The sequence below is a fragment of the Pseudarcicella hirudinis genome (genome assembly GCF_900115665.1).
GTDB lineage: Bacteria > Bacteroidota > Bacteroidia > Cytophagales > Spirosomataceae > Pseudarcicella > Pseudarcicella hirudinis.
Genome location: NZ_FOXH01000014.1, coordinates 16,944 through 32,580, shown reverse-complemented (window position 1 = coordinate 32,580; position 15,637 = coordinate 16,944). Strand labels below are relative to the sequence as shown.

Annotated in this window: 12 protein-coding genes; 3 read left to right on the top strand and 9 right to left on the bottom strand. The window is 39.0% G+C overall.

Annotated elements, in window-relative coordinates; genetic code table 11:
• Positions 1-28: 28 nt before the first annotated feature.
• The 5 genes from BM179_RS19710 to BM179_RS19690 form a co-directional block, all read right to left on the bottom strand.
• On the bottom strand, positions 29-2,503 hold the full coding sequence (locus BM179_RS19710) for an ABC transporter permease (RefSeq protein WP_092018894.1): 2,475 nt from the start codon (positions 2,501-2,503) through the stop codon (positions 29-31).
• A gap of 33 nt (positions 2,504-2,536) precedes the next feature.
• Positions 2,537-4,948, bottom strand: a complete 2,412-nt coding sequence (locus BM179_RS19705) for an ABC transporter permease (RefSeq protein ID WP_092018893.1) — start codon at positions 4,946-4,948, stop codon at positions 2,537-2,539.
• A 128-nt stretch (positions 4,949-5,076) separates the two neighbouring features.
• Positions 5,077-5,754, bottom strand: coding sequence for an ABC transporter ATP-binding protein (locus BM179_RS19700; protein WP_092018892.1), 678 nt, complete (start codon positions 5,752-5,754; stop codon positions 5,077-5,079).
• 183 nt (positions 5,755-5,937) lie between these two features.
• Positions 5,938-7,191 (bottom strand): efflux RND transporter periplasmic adaptor subunit, encoded by a 1,254-nt coding sequence (locus BM179_RS19695; RefSeq protein WP_092018891.1) that lies wholly within the window; start codon positions 7,189-7,191, stop codon positions 5,938-5,940.
• A 214-nt stretch (positions 7,192-7,405) separates the two neighbouring features.
• Positions 7,406-8,023, bottom strand: a complete 618-nt coding sequence (locus BM179_RS19690; protein WP_092018890.1) for a HupE/UreJ family protein — start codon at positions 8,021-8,023, stop codon at positions 7,406-7,408.
• A 329-nt stretch (positions 8,024-8,352) separates the two neighbouring features.
• On the opposite strand from BM179_RS19690, the gene BM179_RS19680 reads away from it, so the two are divergent.
• A complete protein-coding gene (locus BM179_RS19680) occupies positions 8,353-9,531 on the top strand; it encodes an acetyl-CoA C-acyltransferase (protein WP_092018888.1) in 1,179 nt (392 codons plus the stop codon).
• 114 nt (positions 9,532-9,645) lie between these two features.
• Here BM179_RS19680 and BM179_RS19675 read toward each other — a convergent pair whose 3' ends face one another.
• On the bottom strand, positions 9,646-10,347 hold the full coding sequence (locus tag BM179_RS19675; protein WP_092018887.1) for a deiodinase-like protein: 702 nt from the start codon (positions 10,345-10,347) through the stop codon (positions 9,646-9,648).
• A 169-nt stretch (positions 10,348-10,516) separates the two neighbouring features.
• Complete coding sequence (locus BM179_RS19670) at positions 10,517-10,705, bottom strand: C1orf53 family protein (protein WP_092018886.1); 189 nt, start codon at positions 10,703-10,705, stop codon at positions 10,517-10,519.
• Positions 10,706-11,114: 409 nt separating this feature from the next.
• On the opposite strand from BM179_RS19670, the gene rocD reads away from it, so the two are divergent.
• Complete coding sequence (gene rocD, locus BM179_RS19665) at positions 11,115-12,359, top strand: ornithine--oxo-acid transaminase (RefSeq protein WP_092018885.1); 1,245 nt, start codon at positions 11,115-11,117, stop codon at positions 12,357-12,359.
• A gap of 86 nt (positions 12,360-12,445) precedes the next feature.
• Here the strand turns inward: rocD and BM179_RS19660 are convergent, their stop codons facing one another.
• Entirely contained in the window at positions 12,446-13,039 is a 594-nt protein-coding gene (locus BM179_RS19660; RefSeq protein ID WP_177219461.1) for a Crp/Fnr family transcriptional regulator, read from the bottom strand.
• A 306-nt stretch (positions 13,040-13,345) separates the two neighbouring features.
• Between BM179_RS19660 and BM179_RS19655 the strand changes: the two genes are divergently transcribed.
• Positions 13,346-13,636 carry a YciI family protein gene (locus tag BM179_RS19655; RefSeq protein WP_092018883.1) on the top strand — a complete coding sequence of 97 codons (291 nt, stop codon included), beginning with the start codon at positions 13,346-13,348 and terminating at the stop codon, positions 13,634-13,636.
• Between the two features lie 114 nt (positions 13,637-13,750).
• Here the strand turns inward: BM179_RS19655 and rho are convergent, their stop codons facing one another.
• Positions 13,751-15,496, bottom strand: coding sequence for a transcription termination factor Rho (gene rho, locus BM179_RS19650; RefSeq protein WP_092018882.1), 1,746 nt, complete (start codon positions 15,494-15,496; stop codon positions 13,751-13,753).
• Positions 15,497-15,637 lie beyond the last annotated feature (141 nt).

Below are 15,637 nucleotides of genomic sequence, written 5' to 3'. Positions count from 1 at the left end.
TAAAATGTGTATAAGTTTTGCCCTTAAACTACTCCGTTCGCAGGCTTTTTACCGGATTGGCCAATGCAGCTTTTACAGCCTGATAACTTACCGTCAGAAGAGCAATGGAAACTGACAAAACTCCTGCCGATACAAATGCCCACCACGGAATCGGGATCTGATAAGCAAAGTCCTGTAACCATTTGTGCATAACAAACCATGCAACCGGAGAGGCAATAACGATTGAAATGGAAACTAATTTCAGAAAATCCTTCGACAATAGAGCCACGATCTGATTTGCAGAAGAACCAAGTACTTTCCGGATTCCGATTTCCTTGTTTCTCTGTTCGGTAGTGTAAGTCGCCAACCCGAACAGGCCCAGGCAGGAGATAAAAATCGCTAATCCGGTAAATATGCTGAAGATGGTCTGCATTTGCTGTTCGGAACGATATAACGATTCAAATGCATTGTCCAGAAAAGTATAATCAAAAGGTACATCGTCTGAAAAATCCTGCCATTTGCTTTTTAGCTTTTGCAGAGAATTTTCAAGGTTTCCGACCTTTAAACGGATTGTGATATACGATGTTTCTGTCTGGTATGTATGAGAAGACTGATGAAATATCGCAAATGGAAAAGCACTGGTACGAACAGATTCAATATCAAAGTCTTTTGCGATACCGATTACTTTAAATTTCTGGTCAGCATTTCCCGGGTAAGTCATATATTTTCCGATCGGCTCTTTCCAGCCGATCTGTTTTGCAGCTGTCTCATTCAGAATAACTGCCGCCGAGTCGGAGGGAAAATCCTTAGAAAAGTTTCTGCCCTGTAAAAGTTTTATTTTTAAAGTCGGTACAAAATCATAATCCACCGTGTAGGAAGATAATGTGATATCTTTTTGCGTTTGTTTGTCTTTAGGGCTTTCTTCCAGGTTATAAAAATCTGCGAAATAATTTCGGGTTGGAATACTTGTTGAGGTACTGGCATTCAACACTTCAGGAAGACGGAGTAATTCCTGTCTGAATGCTTCCTGGTTTTTTCCTAATTTTTGAGCATTGGTTAAAACAGCCACATTCTCTTTGTCGAGGCCAAGGTCTTTGGTTTGGGTAAAACGGAGTTGCTGATAAATTATAATGGTGCTGATAATCAGTATAGTAGCAACTGAAAACTGAAAAACTACTAATCCGTTCCGGATCATTGAACTACTGATGCTGTTTTTCAGGATGCCGCCTTTGAGGACATTAACAGGTTTAAAAGAGGTAAGATAGAACGCCGGATAACTTCCCGACAGTAGTCCGATGATGAAGGTAACTGATATAATGAAAAGTATAATTTTACCTGAGAGTAAGGTTTCTAAATGTAGTGTTTTTCCGGAAATTTCGCCAAAAACCGGAAGCGTAAGACTGACCAATACCAATGCAATGCCACTTGCCAGAATACTGTAAAGCATTGATTCTGTAAGAAATTGCTGAATAAGGCCGCTTTTGAAAGAACCCAGCACTTTTCTGACACCTACTTCACGGGCTCTTTTGAGTGAGCGGGCAGTAGAGAGATTCATGAAGTTTACACAAGCCAGAATAACAATAAAGAGCGCAATACAGGAAAAGATGTAAACATATTTTATATCTCCCTGATTTGATATCATTCCGGACTGAATTCCGGCGGAATACAAATGAACCTCAGAAAGTGGCTGTAAGGAAAAATCCCATTTTCCGCCTTTTTTCATGAAATCATCGAAAGATTGTCCTATTCTTCTGAAAGCATCTGCCGCATGGTTTTTAACCATAACCGGGAATTTTTTTTCTAATTTCCCGGCAATGGTACGGTAATCATTCGGGCTTTCTTTTAAGAGCAGGTAAGTACTTGTTTGTAACCAGACCCAGCTCCAGTCGAAATGCGCAACAATAGGATAGGTTTTTATAGAGGTAAGAAAATCGAATTGCAGGGAAGACTGAGCCGGAATATTCTCCAATACTCCGGTTATCTTCATAGGAGTATTATCTAAAGTAATAATCTGGCCAAGCGCTGAGGTTTTTCCAAAATACTTTAGTGACATTTTCTCCGTAATAACGATGGAATTGGGGCTTTGCAGACATTTCTGAGCATTTCCCTCAAGCATTTTATAGTCGAAAATCTTAAAGAAATTAGAATCCGCAGCCATCACTCTGCTTTCAGTGAAAAACAGGTCAGTTTTTCCGTTTTTTAAATACTTTACCGTTACATCCCCCGGTTTGTATATTCTGGTGAATGTTTCTATTTCAGGAAATTCACTTGCCATCGTCTTGCCGGCCGGGGGAGGAGTAGCGCCTGCTGAAAACTCATTTCCTCCGAAATTTCCTGAAATATTGACCTGAAAAATTCTGTCTTTATTTTTGAAAAATCTATCATAACTTAACTCGTCTTTCACAAACAGCATGATTAAAAGACATGTTGCCATACCAATTGCCAGTCCAACAATATTGATGAATGAGTAAATCTTATTCCGCTGAAGATTTCTCAGAGCAATTTTTATATGGTTTCTGAACATAGCTGTAACAGTTAGCTTGGATAGAAATTAAATTTACTCAGTTCTCAATGATTTTACCGGATTTGCCAATGCTGCTTTGGTAGATTGATAACCAACGGTAACTATGGCAATGAAAGAAGTTGTAATAACTGCTACAAAGAAGATTTCTGCCCCGATACTGATTCTGAAAGTAAAATCTTCCAGCCAGCTCTTCATCACCCACCAGGCAGCCGGAGCAGCAATCAGGAATGCGATGATGATTAGTTTTGAAAATTCTTTCATGAAAAGCCATAAAATCTGTGGCACAGAGGCTCCTAATACTTTTCTTACCCCGATTTCCTTGGTTTTTTGAGTTACCATAAAAGAAACCAGACCATATAATCCCAGGCATCCGATGAATATTGCCAGTAATGAAAAGGCTTTGATAAGTCTGAGCATTAAATTTTCCAAAGAATAAAATTCCTTGATATTCTGGTCCAGAAAATGGTAATCAAAGACATATTCAGGAAAAGTTTCATTCCAGATTTTCTCAATAGCGCTTAAAGTATTTGGCATATCTGTCATGGAAACATTAATGCCACATTCAGAATACCGGTTTAACTGACTGTATATGGCCAGAGGAGGTATCTCCGAATGAAGTGAGTAAACATGGAATGATTTGATTACTCCCACAATTGTTCCATCACTTCTGCCGCTCACCCTTACCTTTTTACCGATCGCATCCAGGGGAGACTTTAGCCCCAGTTTTTTTACCAGAACCTCATTGATGATAACATCTCTTAAGGTATCAGAATGAGTAATATTTCTTCCGCAGACCAATGGTATTTTGTATGTTTTAATAAAATCCTCATCAACAGCTTTTACATTTACCTGATAAGGTTCGGCTTTCTCACGGTTATCGAAAGTAAAACTTGTCTGGTTATTACTTCCTGATGCAGGAGCTCCTGATTCATAACAGAAATTTTTAACGGCAGATAATTCTGAAATTCTGCTCTTCATTGTGGCCAGTTTAATATTATCCTGAGTAGGGACAGAAAGAACAACCACTGCATCATGTTTAAAACCCAGATTGGTATTCTGAAAGAAATCCATTTGGGTACTTATGACAATTGTGCTGATAATCAGAATCTGAGAAATAACAAATTGAGCAACCACCAGACTTTTTCTGATAGAAACACCTCCGACGTTTTGTGTGCTAACCTTTCCTTTTAAAGCAGTAACAGGATTAAAACCTGCCAGAACCAGTGCCGGATAGAAACCGGAGAAGACAACAACGACCAGAATTGTCAGTATTAATGCGATATAAACTTTGAAATCAGTAATTTCACTGAATACCATCTGGTAGCCTGTCAGGTCATCCAGCCAGCCATTCAGGTAAGGGAATGCCACATAAGCGAGGGCATAAGCCAGAAAGAGAGCACAAATTGAAATGAGTGAGGTCTCTGTTATAAATTGCCAGAATAATTGCGTTTTTGTACTTCCCAAAACCTTTCGGACACCCACTTCTTTAGAGCGTTTCAGCGCCTGAGCGGTTGCCAGGTTAATAAAGTTGATGCAGGCTGTAACAATAAGGAACAAGCCTATTAAAGCAAAGCTGATAAGTGCGGCTTTAGGGGCTTTGCCGTCATAATCGCTGGCAAAGTGAATATCTCTTAGTCCCAGAAGCTTGAATTCATAGATTTTTACATCAGCTTTGTTATAAACCTTTTTGGGAAGCTCTATCATAGCTTTTGCCAGTAATGGAGTCTGGCTGGCATCTTTCAGTAAAACAAAGCAATGCGTGTCACTGTTAATACCGTTCCAGTTTTTGAATTTATCCTTATAGCGTGGATCGAAAGCCGGCAGGGATTTATAGGAAACAAAAATATTGAAAATCCTGTCTGAATTATTAGGAATGTCTTGCAGAACACCCACTACTTTCAAAGGCAGAATGTTATTGATTTTTATTGTTTTACCGATTACATCCAAAGTTCCGAAATATTTCATGGCGTATTTTTTTGTCAAAAACACAACATTGGGGTCTTTAAGATCTTTTGACGGATTGCCGGAGATGGCAGGAAAATCAAGAATGCTGAAATATTCCGGTTCTACAAATACAACACTTTCTTCTTCCTTGAATTTCTTAACAGTGCTGCCGTTTGTGTTGAGTAATGAAATGGTTGTTCCATATTCCTGAATACAAGTGGCGACTTTTTCAATGAAGCTGTAATTGTTTCTGATTTCCTCTGACATAGGTAAGGGAATACCAGCGGTATAAGCAACATCATCGAAATGAAGTTTGGTAACAATTCTTTGAATTCTGTCTGTTTTCGTATGAAAATTATCAAAACTCATATGGAATTTTACCAATAAAAAAATGATGATCGCACCTGCGAGTCCTAATGTCAGACCCAGGATATTTATAACTGCATAAGCTTTATATCTCAACAGTGTGCGATAAGCTATTTTAAGATAATTACCGATCATAGACAAAAGTGAAAACAGGTTTCAATTAAAAGTTGAGGTTTCAGTTTTTATAAAATAGGTTAAGTTTCGGGTACGTTCTACCGGATATCAGCGGAAGCTGATACCGTAACTCATTGAAATGGAATTATTTAGGAGAGTACGTTTTCCATCACAACCTGACCGTCCAATAGTCTAATAATCCTGTGTGCATAACGTGCATCATGCTCAGAGTGCGTTACCATTACTACGGTTGTGCCACCATCGTTCAATTCAGTAAGCAATTGCATAACTTCATTTCCGTTAGATGAATCAAGGTTACCGGTAGGCTCATCGGCCAGAATCAGTTTGGGTTTATTGACCACGGCTCTGGCTACGGCGCAGCGTTGTTGCTGACCGCCCGATAATTGTTGAGGGAAGTGGTTTTTTCTGTGCATAATCTGTACTTTTTCCAGTACTTCTTCTACACGTTGTTTACGCTCAGTAGCAGGAATGCCAAGATAAAGCAACGGCAATTCAACATTTTCATAAACAGTCAGCTCATCAATCAGATTGAAGCTTTGAAATACGAAACCAATATTGCGTTTTCGTAAATCGGCTCTCTTGCGCTCATTAAAATGCGCAACTTCTATACTATTGAATTGGAAGCTCCCGGCATCAGGATCGTCCAATAAACCAATAATGTTTAAAAGTGTTGATTTACCACAACCTGAAGGACCCATGATTGCCACAAATTCTCCTTCTTTAACTTCCATGGAAAGTCTGTTGAGGGCCATGGTTTCAATATCTTCTGTGCGGTAAATTTTTTCTAAACCCGTTATTTTTAACATAGTATTTGTTTGTTTATCAATGAGTTGTCTGAGTTATTTTCAAAATAGGAATGCGAAAACCAGTTGTACAAAACAGTTTATCATGAGTAAAAAGAGTAATGTTTGCATGATTTCTAAGGTTCAAAATGTTAAAGGATAGCATCTGACCGTAAATCAGGCTTCTTTTCAGATGCTTTTGATAAATCATTTTTTAATCACCAACTCCTGCATGTCACCGTAATTGTCATATCCTGAGGTAACTACTTTATCTCCCGGTTTTAAGCCTTCAAGTACTTCATAATAGTCCGGATTCTGACGGCCCAGCTGTATGTCCACTCTGAATGCTTTCTGACCTGATTCTGCTACTTTGAAAATCCAGTTACCACCTGTTTGCTGGTAGAAACCACCTTTTGGTAAAAGAACAGCCTGCGTTTCATCTCCCAAAGCAAGTCGGATCTGTAACGTTTGTCCTCTGCGGATACCATCCGGAACTTTTCCGATAAATTCCATATCAACCTGAAAGCGACCATTTTGAACCTGAGAGAAAACTTTCCTGATTTTTAGCTTATATGTTTTCTCAGAAATTACAAACTCTCCTGTCAATCCGGTGAAAACCCTTGAAATATAATGTTCGTCTATGTCTGCTCTTACCTTAAATCCGCTCAGAACATCAATCTGTCCTAAACGCTGGCCTCTTACTTTCGATTCTCCGATTTCAGCACTTCTGGAAGTAAGCTGACCTGAAACCGGGGCCTTTACTAACAAATCCCCGGCTTTTTTGCGCATAAGTGCCAGAGTCTGTTGTGTTCTGGAAACCGTTTCCTTCATTTGCTGAAGTTGCTGATTAGTTGTAATAGAGTCCTGTTTTAAGGTTTGTTCGATTAATTTTTTCCGACGAACCTGATAATTATACAGGTTTAGAGATGAGCGGTAATCTTGTTCTGAGATGACTTTTTCTTTATATAATCTGGTGTTCAGATCGTAAACACGTTTTGCTTCGGCCAGCGCATTATCGATATCTGCAAGGTTTGCTTCCTGACGGATTGTATTTTCTCTGGCCAGGTTACGGGTATATTGCATTTGAGTAATTAGCTGAAATACAGATGTTTCTCTGTTGGAAAGGTCAAGCTCAAGGTCGGTATTGGAAAGTTTAATGATTGGTTGTCCTTTTTGTACCACGCTTCCGTCTTCCACAAGAAGTTCTTCCACACGGCCTCCTTCAAGAGCATCAAGATAAATAGTCTGTATCGGTAAAATCACGCCGTTGATCGGAGTAACATCCTGAAATTTTCCTTTCGAAACCTCTGAAATAATGATCTTGTCCTGCTCAACATTCAACTTTGCTTTGCCGGTGGTGCCGTAATAACTTGCTGCAATTAATCCTAAAATGCCCAGACCACCCGCAATCGGAAGAATACGTTTAACTGACCATTTTTTCTTTTCTATAACTCTGTCCATTGGGTACTAAGTTTTATCGTGTAAAGGTTGTTGCCTGAATATTGATTAGGAGAAGATTGTGCCAAATATTTAATTTACTGATAATCAGTGTATTGTTATGTGGTGTAATGAAAAAGTGTCCGATTTCGATACACTTTTTGTGCGAAATCGGACACTTTGAGTAATCCTGTGTTTACTGATATTTTAAGAAACGGGTTTTAAGGATTGTTTAGTCTTATTTTCCGGGAAATAATTCTGCAAAATATGCAGCACCCGTTATCAGAGTAATAGCAATGCCAGCCACCATTCCGGAAAGAATCAGATTCCAGTCATGTTTTTTTACACTGAAAATTTCAGTCATGATAAAGCTCAGAACCAGCGCAATTAATACAATAATGAGCTGTCCGATTTCCAAACCCAGATTAAAAGCAAAAAGTGGCTTAATGATTGATTGCTCTTGCCCTAAGAGACTTTTCAGGTAATTTGAAAAACCCATACCATGAATGAGTCCGAAAGACATTGCCAGCACATAACGGGAGCGGGAAGAGGGCGCTTTTACAGGTTTTCTCTTTTGATCTGATTTAAAGAAAAAATTAACCAGACAGGTAATGAATATGGTAATGGGGATCAGAAACTCAATGATCTCGCTTCTGTAAGAAATTATATCAAGCGTTGATAAGGCCAGTGTAACAGAATGCCCTATGGTAAATGCTGTAACAAGAATTGCTACTTTTTTCCAGTCACTCAATTTGTAAATGGCACAAAGTGCAACTACAAATAGAATATGATCGTAACCTTTGATGTCAGTAATGTGTTGAAAACCAAGTTGAAGATAGGTTTGAAATTCAGACATGATTATTTATGGTTAGGCATTTTTGATGAATTTTTGCAAAAATATCATTTTAATCTTGAAATTTTTTGATTGGAAATATAAAATTTGAACGTTTATATGTTGTAATGAATTGATTTCCAGATTTATACTCATAAGATAAGCCTGATATACCATACAGTAACCTGTAACATCCAAGATAAATCCTGCTTTTTCGATCGGAAAAAAATAAAAAAATAAAGGTATGCTTGCATAACATATTTTATATTTGTTAACTTTGAGCAACGATGATACTGGATAGTGTGTTGATAGAATTGTAATATTCAAAGATTTGAAAACCAAATAAGTAAGACATGAACGCATACATTGTAGCGGGTTATCGGACCGCAGTTGGAAAAGCACCAAGAGGCGTTTTTCGTTTCACCAGACCGGATGATTTAGCCGCAGAAGTTATTAAATATATGCTTGGAAAGGTTCCTCAGCTGGATCCGGCAAGAGTTGATGATCTGATTGTAGGAAATGCAGTACCTGAAGCTGAACAGGGAATGCAGATTGCAAGGTATATTGCTTTGTTATCTTTGCCTAAAAGTGTACCGGGTTTTACGATTAACCGTTACTGTGGTTCCGGACTGGAGGCTATTGCCATTGCTTCAGCTAAAATTCATGCAGGACTCGCAGATTGTATTATCGCAGGAGGAACAGAATCTATGTCTATGGTTCCGGTGATGGGTTATAAAACGGCATTGAATTTTGAAATTGCCAAATCTCATCCTGATTATTACATAGGAATGGGATTAACGGCTGAGCAGGTTCGTGAACAATTCAAAATCAGCCGTGAGGAGCAGGATCAGTTTTCTGTAAATTCTCATACAAAAGCGCTTGCTGCACAACAGGCCGGGCTTTTCAAAGATGAAATTGTTCCGGTTACTGTGAAAGAGACATATTTCGATGAAAAATCAGGAAAGAAGAAAACCAAAGAATATATTGTAGATACAGATGAAGGTCCGAGAGCCGGAACAAGTATGGATGCTTTATCTAAATTGAAACCGGTTTTTGCAGCAGGAGGTACTGTTACTGCGGGAAATTCTTCTCAGACGTCCGATGGTGCTTCTTTTGTGATGGTGATGTCTGAGGCAATGGTAAAAGAATTGAATCTTGAACCAATTGCCAGAATGGTGACTTACGCAACAGCAGGTGTTGAACCTAAAATTATGGGAATAGGCCCGGTAGAAGCCATTCCGCTTGCTTTGAAAAAAGCCGGATTGAAAGCGAATGATATTGACCAGATTGAGTTGAACGAAGCCTTCGCCGCTCAGTCGCTGGCTGTTATAAAAACACTGGATTTGGATCAGAGCAAAATTAATGTAAACGGTGGTGCCATTGCTTTGGGCCATCCGCTTGGATGTTCGGGTGCAAAGTTATCAGTTCAGCTTTTTAATGAAATGAGGAGAAGAAATCAGAAATATGGAATGGTTTCTGCTTGTGTTGGTGGAGGACAGGGAGTAGCAGGAATCTACGAATTTCTGAAATAGCAGAATTTATTAGAAGTTAAGATAGGTAAACTGGAGACCTCAGGATGATTTAATTCGCCTGAGGTCTTTTTTACGTACTTTCTTTTGTGAGCATTTAACAGAACGGTAATATTTTTATTTCACCAGTTCTGTGGCCACTCCTTCAACTTCCTCCATTTGAGCCCATACCTGTTTGTAATACACATTGCCGTCAGGTTCTATCAGATACATCATATTTGGGGCCTGCCCCAGCGTTTTCCAGGAGTCATTACCGGGGTTATCAATCAGAACTGTCGGCTGAACTTTGTAAGTTTTCTGCCATTTCGAAGCAAGCGCTTTTCTTTCTCCGTAGGTCCTTGGCTGAGAGGCTTTGACATGATCTCTGATATTAGCCTTCGATTCCCAGATTTCATGATTTAATGAGTATGGACTGATGGCGTCGCATGGATGCGCCTCCTGGGTGTAAATTATGTAAATGCTGAGCTTGTTGCTGTATTTATTGGTAAAGGCATTTATTGAATTAAGATTTTTTCTTGTGTGATCGCAGGTGGTGCTTCCAGTAATTAACATTACGGGTTTCCCAAGTTTTAGTGTTTCATACAGATTGAATCTTTCTCCGTTGATATTTCGTAAGGTAAAATCAGGGAGTTTTTCGCCTTTCTGATAGCCCAGAAGATCCCAATAGGCATATCCGTTCCCGGTAACATCAGAAATAGCGGTAGAAATTTTATCGGAATCTTCAGGTAAGCGGTTAGTGGAATTCTGATGGGTTTCGCATGAGCAGGTCACAACAAAAAACATAAGGCACAGCATGATGTGCCTGAATAATAAGTTCATAGTTAAGTAAGGATTATAATATAAACAGGAAATAATTTTTCACTTCTCAAAGTTATTTGTAAAGATTACATTTGAGTTATAATGCTTGAAAATCAAAGTATTATTTACCAATTGTGAATGTTGAGAGCCAGGATATGAGGGGTTTTTATCTTTGGGAGACTCCGGATAATCAGCCTTTGGAAACAGGTTTTCCGGCGTTGCCGTAAGGACAATGACGGCAGCCGTTTTTACAGCAGAATCCTCTTTTTAAATGATACTTTTCTGTAAATACCATATACCCCTGTTCATTTAAGTAGAAATCTTCTTCAGTAAGTGCTGAAGCCGGATTGCCGGGGGAAGAGGGATTATTCTTTTTCAAGAAACTTGTAAAATTAAGTGAGATAACTGGTCAATTCCTGTCAGGATTTTCGGGTTTTGGCAGGAAAAGTTGAATTTTTTTGATATTTTTGTAAAAAAACCAATAATGAGGAATTTTTTCGCAAAATACAGATTTATCCCCGTATTTCCGGAAGGAAAGCAGGTAAATTGTGTAGTAACGACTAGTTCTTTATACGGGCATTTCTGTAAAATTCATCGCATTTTATCTGTTCAGGTACTGATACTTTATATTATCGGACTTTTTGGGAGTAATTAAATATTCCCTGCTTTCCTTTCTGTTTTTGTCTTTTATTTATTTCAAATCGTAGATTCTGACAAGTGAATTTCATGAGCCTGTATTAATTCAGAGGCTTTGCTGTTTCGCTCAGATCGAAAAATTTTAATACATCATGTTTACTCAGGAATATGCAATGCAATCGGCTTCAGAGAGAGCTATGCAACTGGAAGACCGCTTTGGCGCTCACAATTATCATCCGATGCCTGTTGTGCTTCAACGGGGGCAGGGTGTTTTTGTCTGGGATGTGGAAAATAAACCATATTTTGATTTTTTGTCTGCATATAGTGCTGTAAATCAAGGGCATTGTCATCCGAAAATTGTACAGGCAATGATTGATCAGGCTCAGAAACTAACACTTACTTCAAGAGCTTTTTACAGCAATCAATTAGGTGTCTGTGAAAAATTTCTCTGTGAATACTTCGGATATGACAAAGTTCTGATGATGAATTCGGGGGCTGAAGGTGGGGAAACAGCCTTGAAACTGACCAGAAAATGGGCTTACAAAGTAAAAGGAATTCCGCAAAATCAGGCTAAGACCGTTTATGCAGCAGGTAATTTTTGGGGAAGAACCATTGCTGCGATTTCATCTTCTACTGATCCTTCAAGTTATAGTGATTACGGCCCTTTATTGCAGGGGTATGAAATTATTCCTTACAATGACCTTGCTGCGCTTGAAGAAGTGCTAAAAGACCCTAATGTTGCCGGTTTTATGGTAGAACCAATTCAGGGCGAAGCGGGAGTTGTTGTTCCGGATGAAGGATATCTGAAGAAAGCTTATGAAATGTGCAAGGCGAAGAATGTGCTGTTCATTGCTGATGAGGTTCAGACAGGAATAGCTCGTACCGGTAAACGTCTTGCCTGTGATCATGAAGGTTTTCAGCCGGATATTCTGATTCTTGGGAAAGCCCTTTCCGGAGGAACTTACCCGGTTTCTGCCGTACTTTGCCGTGACGAAATTATGCTGACTATCAAACCCGGAGAGCATGGTTCTACCTATGGAGGAAATCCTTTGGCCTGTGCTGTAACAATTGCAGCTCTTACCGTCGTGAAGGAAGAGAAATTAGCAGAGAATGCCACAGAAATGGGCGAGCTTTTCCGGAAGCGTATGCGTGATTTACAGTCGAAAACTACATTAATCACTCAGGTGAGAGGAAAAGGACTCCTTAATGCTATTGAAATCAATGATACAGAAGATAGTGAAACCGCCTGGAACTTATGCGTAGCATTTAAAGAAAGCGGTTTACTTGCTAAACCTACGCATGGTAATAAAATCCGTTTTGCCCCCCCATTGATTATCAGCGAGTCTCAAATGAATGAGGCTTGTGATATCATTGAGAAGGTATTCCTGTCATATTAAACCTTTATACAGGGAGCTGTTTCATGACTCCGGTGAAAGAGAAAATGAAACGGCTCCCTGATAAGTTCTGATATATTTTGCCGGATTTAAATCTTTACAACAGTTTCCTTTTTACTCATTCTGCTTCTTACACGACTTAGAGACTGAGGCGTAATGCCCAGATAATTAGACAGATACAATTGAGGGATCCGGTTGGTTCTGTCAGGGTAATCCCGGATGAAACGCTCGTATCTTTGTTGTGCTGTTTCAGAAATAAAGGCACGGATTCTTTCATCAAATTCCATAAAGTAACTGCCATAGTTAATACGGCCGAACCTTTCCCAGTTATGGAATTTATTTCTCAGATATTCAAGATTTTGAATCGAAATCGTGCAGAGTTCACAATCTTCAAGTGCCTGAATATAATCTCTGCTGGGTTTTTGAGAAAAGAAATTATCAAAACTGGAAACAAATTCTCCTTCAGCACGGAATTGAAAGGTATTTTCAGATTTTCCTTTCATAAAAAATATCCTCATTAAACCTTTATTGATAAAGGCTACTTCCAATTTAAGATCACCCTCTCTAACCCAAATTTCACCTTTTTTAATGTGCTTGATTTCAAAAAGCTCTTCAGTTATTTCGATTTCCTCATCCGTGAAATCAACTAAGGATTTGAGTAAATCCACCAAATTTTGTTTCATAATAATAATGTTTAACATAGAGCTTTCGACTCTAATAATAAAGAATGGATTTTCTTTAATAATTATTCAATGAAAGGCATCAAAAAATTTAGAAGAATCATTCAGTAACATAAAATACAATTCTCCTGTTAAAAAGATTTGAATTTCAGGATACTTATAATCACTATTTTAAAAGGAATTGACGGGAAGTTTTCAGAATTTCAAATTATTCACATTTGTTAAATGAATAATTTTGCTGCAAGTTAAATTATAATGGGGAATAAATTACACTATTTTTATAGGATTATACATTCAACATTAAAAAATATGAACCAATACCTGATTTATGCCTTCGATTCTACAGATGAGGGGGCTTTGGAAAGAAGGATGAAGGTAAGACCTTTGCATTTTGAAATGGCAGGAAAACTGAAAGCCGAAGGACATTTTATTTTAGGCGGATCAATTCTGAATGAAGCCGGAACTATGATTGGTTCGACGATGATAGTTCAGTTTGAAAATGAACAGCAGCTTCAAAGCTGGCTGGAGGTTGAGCCGTATATTATTCATAAAATCTGGGAAAGATTTGAGGTCAGACCCTTCAAGGTGGCGAATGTCTAGCTTTTCAGAAAAGTACTGTAATTGGGTTCCAGCAAAAAACCTCGTCCATCAGCCGGACGAGGTTTTTTGTTGAAAAGAGTATGGGAAATCTTTATTTTCTAAAGAAAATTTCATTTATCGGTTCATAGAAACGAGGAATTCTTCGTTGTTTCTTGTTCCTTTCATTTGCTGTTGCAGGAATTCCATGGCTTCTACAGAATTCATATCTGACATATGTTTTCTTAAAATCCAGACTCTTTGTAGCGTTTCTTTGTCCATTAGCAAATCCTCACGACGGGTACCTGATGCCGGAACGTCGATAGCAGGATAAACCCGACGGTTAGAAAGTTTACGGTCAAGCTGAAGTTCCATGTTACCGGTACCTTTAAACTCTTCGAAAATAACCTCATCCATTTTAGAACCTGTCTCAATGAGGGCTGTGGCAATAATGGTTAGAGAACCGCCGTTTTCAACATTACGGGCGGCACCGAAGAAGCGCTTAGGTTTATGTAAAGCATTGGCATCCACACCACCTGAAAGGATTTTTCCTGAGGACGGAACGACTGTATTATACGCACGGGCAAGTCGGGTGATCGAGTCAAGGAGGATTACCACATCATGACCACATTCTACCATTCTCTTTGCTTTTTCCAATACAATACTGGCCACTTTCACATGGCGTTCAGCCTGTTCGTCGAATGTTGAAGATATCACTTCAGCTCTTACGCTGCGCTGCATATCGGTTACCTCTTCCGGACGTTCGTCAATCAGCAGGATAATCAGATAAACTTCAGGGTGATTTCTTGAAATAGCATTGGCAATATCTTTCAAAAGAACCGTTTTACCTGTTTTAGGCTGTGCAACAATCATCCCGCGCTGTCCTTTCCCGATAGGGGCAAATAAGTCCAGAATACGGGTAGAATATTGATCCGGACGAGTACTTAAATTAAGTTTTTCTTCCGGAAAAAGCGGGGTCAGGTATTCAAACGGAATACGGTCACGGATTTCTTCTGTAGTTTTTCCATTTACAGATTCTACACGAAGTAATGCGAAATATTTCTCACCTTCCTTTGGCGGGCGGATAGCACCACGTACGGTATCTCCGGTTTTTAACCCGAATAATTTGATTTGGGAAGGTGAAACGTAAATATCATCCGGAGAAGCGAGGTAGTTATAATCCGCAGATCTAAGGAAGCCATAGCCTCCGTCCTGCATGATTTCTAATACTCCTTCATTTTCAATCAGTCCGTCAAATTCACGGATTGCCTGATTGTAGATTGGTTTTTTGTTATTCTGGAAAGGCTGAGAAGGCGGTGTGCTGAATTCTTTAGGCAGCTTTTCTACTTCTACTTTAGGTTCAGGAGCAGGTGCAATATCTAAATTAGCAACAGTTTCGTCAGGGGTAATGAAAGAAGTATCGATGGTGAAATCGTCTTCAACCTCCAGCGTGGTATAATCAGTAATCGGCTCTTCGTCAATCTCAAAAGAAATTTCTTCCTTAGCGGTTTTTTCTTCTTTTTTCGGGGTAACTGTACGTTCACGGCGTTCACGTTTTTCTTCCTGAACAACCGGAGCTGCTTTACTTACCGCAGGAATAGCTACCGGAGTTTCTTTCTCTTCTTCGCCACCGTCCTTTTTAATACGCTGTCTTTTAGGTCTTTCTCCTTCTGTAGCAGCAGGGGCATTGTCCTTTCTCACTTTCCTTGCAGATTTGTCTTCCATAAGGTCATTAGCATGTGTCAGTGCACTTTTCTGATGCTCAAGTATTGCACCGACGAGTTCTTTTTTTGATAAATTTTTGGTGTCCAGACTATCGAATTGCTGAGCCAGCGTTCGTAATTCGGAGATGAGTTTCAGTTCTAATTCTTCAGTTGTAAACATATATTATGGTAAGGCGAGGGGCGAGTATGGAAGTTAGCCCATAAAAATGATTGTGGTTAAGATCAATATCGGTAAATTCAAAGCAAATTCAAAGATTTTAGGAAATTATTAGAAAAAGAGGTGGAAACGAAATGTTAAGCA

Bases quoted from the DNA above. Each gene is read 5' to 3' on its own strand.
- BM179_RS19710 (WP_092018894.1), bottom strand. From the start codon at position 2,503: ATGTTCAGAAACCATATAAAAATTGCTCTGAGAAATCTTCAGCGGAAT.
- BM179_RS19705 (WP_092018893.1), bottom strand. From the start codon at position 4,948: ATGATCGGTAATTATCTTAAAATAGCTTATCGCACACTGTTGAGATAT.
- BM179_RS19700 (WP_092018892.1), bottom strand. From the start codon at position 5,754: ATGTTAAAAATAACGGGTTTAGAAAAAATTTACCGCACAGAAGATATT.
- BM179_RS19695 (WP_092018891.1), bottom strand. From the start codon at position 7,191: ATGGACAGAGTTATAGAAAAGAAAAAATGGTCAGTTAAACGTATTCTT.
- BM179_RS19690 (WP_092018890.1), bottom strand. From the start codon at position 8,023: ATGTCTGAATTTCAAACCTATCTTCAACTTGGTTTTCAACACATTACT.
- BM179_RS19680 (WP_092018888.1), top strand. From the start codon at position 8,353: ATGAACGCATACATTGTAGCGGGTTATCGGACCGCAGTTGGAAAAGCA.
- BM179_RS19675 (WP_092018887.1), bottom strand. From the start codon at position 10,347: ATGAACTTATTATTCAGGCACATCATGCTGTGCCTTATGTTTTTTGTT.
- rocD (WP_092018885.1), top strand. From the start codon at position 11,115: ATGTTTACTCAGGAATATGCAATGCAATCGGCTTCAGAGAGAGCTATG.
- BM179_RS19660 (WP_177219461.1), bottom strand. From the start codon at position 13,039: ATGAAACAAAATTTGGTGGATTTACTCAAATCCTTAGTTGATTTCACG.
- BM179_RS19655 (WP_092018883.1), top strand. From the start codon at position 13,346: ATGAACCAATACCTGATTTATGCCTTCGATTCTACAGATGAGGGGGCT.
- rho (WP_092018882.1), bottom strand. From the start codon at position 15,496: ATGTTTACAACTGAAGAATTAGAACTGAAACTCATCTCCGAATTACGA.